This is a genomic window from Cellulomonas sp. B6 (genome assembly GCF_001462455.1).
Lineage (GTDB): Bacteria > Actinomycetota > Actinomycetes > Actinomycetales > Cellulomonadaceae > Cellulomonas.
This window is the reverse complement of record NZ_LNTD01000218.1, coordinates 1-4,316: the sequence shown is the minus strand read 5'-3', so window position 1 is coordinate 4,316 and position 4,316 is coordinate 1. Positions and strand designations below refer to the sequence as shown.

Here is a 4,316-nt window from a genome sequence, read left to right as displayed (position 1 = left end):
GTCACCCGCCGCCCGGACCCCCACCCGGACACGCCACGCGTCGCGCTGCCCGGGGTGGTCCGACCGCGCGTGCCCGCCGCGCGACTCCTCGCGCGCGAGCGCCGCGAGCGACAGCACCGTCGCCACCTGGTGCACGTTCGTGGTCTCCCACTCGGCGAGCTGCGGCTCCCCCAGCGGCCGGCCGTCGTCGCGGCGGTCCTGCGCGTCCGACGGGATGCGCGCGAGCGACGTCAGCGCCCGGCGCAGCCCGTCCGCCGAGCGCAGCACCCCCGGGCCGTCCGTCGCCACGCGCTGCACGCGGGCCCGCGACGCCGCCGCCACGAGCGCCTCCTCGCCCGGCCGGGCCACCGGCTCGACCCGCGGCAGGAACCCGCCCTCGACGCGCGCCGCGACGTCACGCGCCGCGCGGTGCGCGAACACCAGCCCCTCCAGCAGCGAGTTCGACGCGAGCCGGTTGGCGCCGTGCACGCCCGTGCACGCCACCTCCCCCACCGCGTACAGCCCCGTCACCGACGACCGCCCGTCGAGGTCCGTCACCACGCCGCCCGAGTGGTAGTGCTGCGCGGGCGCCACCGGGACGAGGTCCGTGGCCGGGTCGATGCCGTGCTCGGCGAGCCGCTCGTGGATCGTCGGGAAGCGCCGCCGCAGGAAGTCCCCGCCCAGGTGCCGCGCGTCGAGCCACACGTGGTCCGACCCCGTCGCGGCCATCTGCCGCACGATCGCGTGCGCGACCACGTCGCGCGGCGCGAGCTCGGCCAGCTCGTGCACGTCGGGCATGAACCGCACGCCGTCGGTGTCGAGCAGCAGCGCGCCCTCGCCGCGCACGGCCTCGCTCACCAGCGTGAGCTGGCCCTTCACCCCCGCACCCAGCCACAGCACGGTGGGGTGGAACTGCACGAACTCGAGGTCGCCCAGCAGCGCACCGGCCCGCAGCGCCGCCGCGATGCCGTCGCCCGTCGCCTGCGCCGGGTTCGTCGACGAGCGGTACACCTGCCCGATGCCACCGGTCGCGAGCACCACCGCGGGCGCGAGCGCGGCGCCCACGCCGTCGCGCGAGCCCTCGCCGATGACGTGCAGCGTGACGCCCGCGACCGGGCCCGGCGCGCCGTCAGGGCCCGGTGCGCCCGTGAGCACGTCCAGCACGAGCGCGTGCTCGATCACCTCGATGCCCGGGTCCTCGCGCACCGCCTCGATCTGCGCGACGAGCGCCCGGGAGATCTCGGCCCCCGTCGCGTCACCGCCGGCGTGCGCGATCCGGTCGGCCAGGTGCCCGCCCTCGCGCGTCAGGCTGATGACGCCGTCGGGTCCCGTGTCGAACACCGCGCCGCGCGCGACGAGCTCCCGGACCCGGCGCGGGCCCTCGGTGACCAGCGTCTCGACCGCGCGCGGGTCGCACAGCCCGGCCCCGGCCACGAGCGTGTCACGCAGGTGCGCCGCCGGGGAGTCCGCCGGGTCCAGCGCCGCGGCGATCCCGCCCTGCGCCCACACGGTCGAGCCCGACGACAGCACACCCTTGGTCACCAGCAGCACGCGCCGCACGCGCGAGCGCAGCTCGAGGGCCGCGGTCATCCCCGCGATGCCCGAGCCGACCACCACCGCGTCGGCCTCGACCGACCAGCCGGGGTCGGGCGCAGCCAGGCGCGTCGCGACACGGACGGGGGGCAGGTCGGGCAGGAGCGGCACCGCAGGCACGCACGGACACTAACGCGCCGCGCGGCCCGGCCCCGCGACGCGGCCGACCGGCGGACTCAGTCCTGGCCGGCGACCGCCGCGCGCCCCTCGGCGAACGGCAGGCCCGACGGCACCAGCCCGGACTCGGCCGTCCACGCGTCGGGGACCTGGCCGGGGTCCTCCCCCCGGTCGACGATCGCGTTCTCGGCGTCCACCAGCACGACGTGCGGCGAGTACGTCCGGGCCTCGGCGTCCGACATCGTGCCGTAGGCGATGACGATGACGACGTCGCCCGGGTGCACGAGGTGCGCGGCGGCGCCGTTGACGCACACCTGCCCGCCGCCCGGCTCGCCCGCGATCGCGTAGGTCGTCAGGCGCGACCCGTTGGTCACGTCGACGACGTCGACCTGCTGGCCCGGCAGCACGTCGGCCGCCGCGAGCAGGTCCGCGTCGATCGTGATCGACCCGACGTAGTGCAGGTCGGCGGCCGTGACGGTCGCGCGGTGGATCTTGCCGGTCATCATCGTGCGCTGCAGCGTGGTCACGCGGCACCTCCGTGCGTGGAGCCCGCGGCCGGGGCACCCACGGGTGCCCCCCGCAGCGCGAGCGGGGCGTTGTCGATCAGTCGGGTCGCACCCACGCGGACCGCGAGCAGCAGCAGCGCGTCGGTCGTCGCGGCGTCCGCGGGCGCGAACGTCGCGGCGTCGACGAGCGCGACGTAGTCCACGGCGTCGGCGTCGGCCAGGTGCTCGTCCAGCACCGCGCGCGTCGCGGCGAGCACGTCGTCAGGGCCGGCGCCGGCGTCCGCCGCGCGGGCACCCGCGGCCAGCGCCGCCGAGAGCCCGAGCGCACGCGCACGCTCGTCCGTCGACAGGTAGGCGTTGCGGCTCGAGCGCGCGAGGCCGTCGGGCTCCCGCACGGTCGGCTCCGCGACGACGTCCACGGGCACGTCGAGGTCGTGCACCATGCGCCGCACGGCCGCGAGCTGCTGCGCGTCCTTCTGGCCGAACACCGCGACGTCGGGACGCGTGAGGTGCATCAGCTTGAGCACGACCGTGAGCACGCCGTCGAGGTGCCCGGGGCGCGACGCCCCCTCGAGCACGTCGCCGAGGCCGCCCGCGACCACGCGGACCGTCGGGTCCCCGTCGGGGTAGACGACGTCCACGGTGGGCGCGAACACCACGTCCTGCGCGCGCAGCAGCCCGGGGCCCGTGAGCAGCGCGACGTCCCCCTCGAGGTCGCGCGGGTACCGCGCGAGGTCCTCGGACGGGCCGAACTGCAGCGGGTTCACGAAGATCGTCACCACGACGACGTCCGCGAGCGCGCGAGCGCGCTCGACCAGCGCGAGGTGACCCGCGTGCAGCGCGCCCATCGTCATGACGACCGCGCGCCGGTACGGCCGGCGCGCCCCGTCGCCCTCGCGCGGCGGCGTCGACGCGTCCTGCGCGGCGAGCGCCGCGACCAGCGCGGCGCGGTCGCGCACGAGCGCGGGATGGGTGGTGCTCATGCGTCCTCCTGCGGCGGTGCGCCGCCGTCGTCCTGCGGTGCCGGGCCGGTGCCCGACGGGCCGTCCGGGCCCGGGTCGGGCCGTGCGTCCCCCTGCTGCAACGCGACCGGGTGCGGGTTGATGCCCGCCAGCGCGTCGAGCACGCGCTGCGCCGCGTCCGCGCCGACGAGGCCCCCGCCGAGCGCCCGGGCCGCGGCCGCACGGGCCAGTGCACCGTACCCCGCCGCCACGTCCACCGCCCCGCTGGAGGTCCCGAGCGCCGACAGCACCGCGACGTGGTCGGCGACCGTGCCCGCGTCGCCGCGTCGGACGGGGCCCGTGAGAGCCGCGATCGCGCCCGGCCCCCCGTCGCCCGACGCGTCCTCGGCACGCAGCGCGCCGTCGAGCGCCGCGTCGAGCAGCGGCCGCAGCACGCGGCCCGGCTCGGCGACGCCCGCGGCGCGCAGCGCCTGCGCGGCCTGCGCGACCAGCACGACCAGGTGGTTCGCGCCGTGCGCGAGGCCCGCGTGGTACAGCGGCCGCGCGTCCTCCGCGACGACGACCGGCTCGCCGCCGATCTCGACGACCAGCGCCTGGCCGATCGGCAGCACCGGTCCGGGCGCCGTCACCGCGAAGGCGCAGCCGACCAGCCGGGACAGGTCGAGCGACGTGCCCGTGAACGTCATCGCGGGGTGCAGCGCCAGCGGGATCACGCCCGCGCCGCGCGCGGGGGTGAGCACGTCGACGCCGAACCGGCCCGACGTGTGCGCGACGATCTGCCCGGCCTGCCACGCACCCGTGTCCGCGAGCCCGCGCACGAGCGGCGCGAGCGCGTCGTCGGGCACCGCGAGGAGCACGAGCTCGGCGCGACGCACGACCTCGGGCACGTCGAGCACCGGGACGCCCGGCAGCAGGCTCGCGGCGCGCTCGCGCGAGGCCTCGGACACCGCGGAGACGCCGACCACGGGGTGCCCCGCCGCGCGCAGCGCGCTGCCGAGCACGGCACCGACGCGCCCGGCCCCGACGACGCCGACGCCCAGCCGGCCGGGGCGCGACGCGGGACCTCGGGCACGTCGAGCACCGGGACGCCCGGCAGCAGGCTCGCGGCGCGCTCGCGCGAGGCCTCGGACACCGCGGAGACGCCGACCACGGGGTGCCC

At 78.2% G+C, this 4,316-nt stretch carries 4 protein-coding genes; all 4 read right to left on the bottom strand.

What is annotated here, in order from left to right; all coding sequences use genetic code 11:
* Positions 1-1,683: L-aspartate oxidase (locus tag ATM99_RS16275; protein ID WP_062103891.1), on the bottom strand; the 1,683-nt coding region annotated here is incomplete at its 3' end.
* Positions 1,684-1,748: 65 nt separating this feature from the next.
* A complete protein-coding gene (gene panD / locus ATM99_RS16270) occupies positions 1,749-2,216 on the bottom strand; it encodes an aspartate 1-decarboxylase (RefSeq protein WP_062103890.1) in 468 nt (155 codons plus the stop codon).
* Positions 2,213-3,178 carry a pantoate--beta-alanine ligase gene (panC, locus tag ATM99_RS16265; RefSeq protein ID WP_062103889.1) on the bottom strand — a complete coding sequence of 322 codons (966 nt, stop codon included), beginning with the start codon at positions 3,176-3,178 and terminating at the stop codon, positions 2,213-2,215. Before panC ends, panD begins: the two co-directional genes overlap by 4 nt.
* A complete protein-coding gene (locus ATM99_RS16260; RefSeq protein WP_062103888.1) occupies positions 3,175-4,197 on the bottom strand; it encodes a Rossmann-like and DUF2520 domain-containing protein in 1,023 nt (340 codons plus the stop codon). The genes panC and ATM99_RS16260 overlap by 4 nt, the downstream gene beginning before the upstream one ends.
* Between the last annotated feature and the right edge of the window lie 119 nt (positions 4,198-4,316).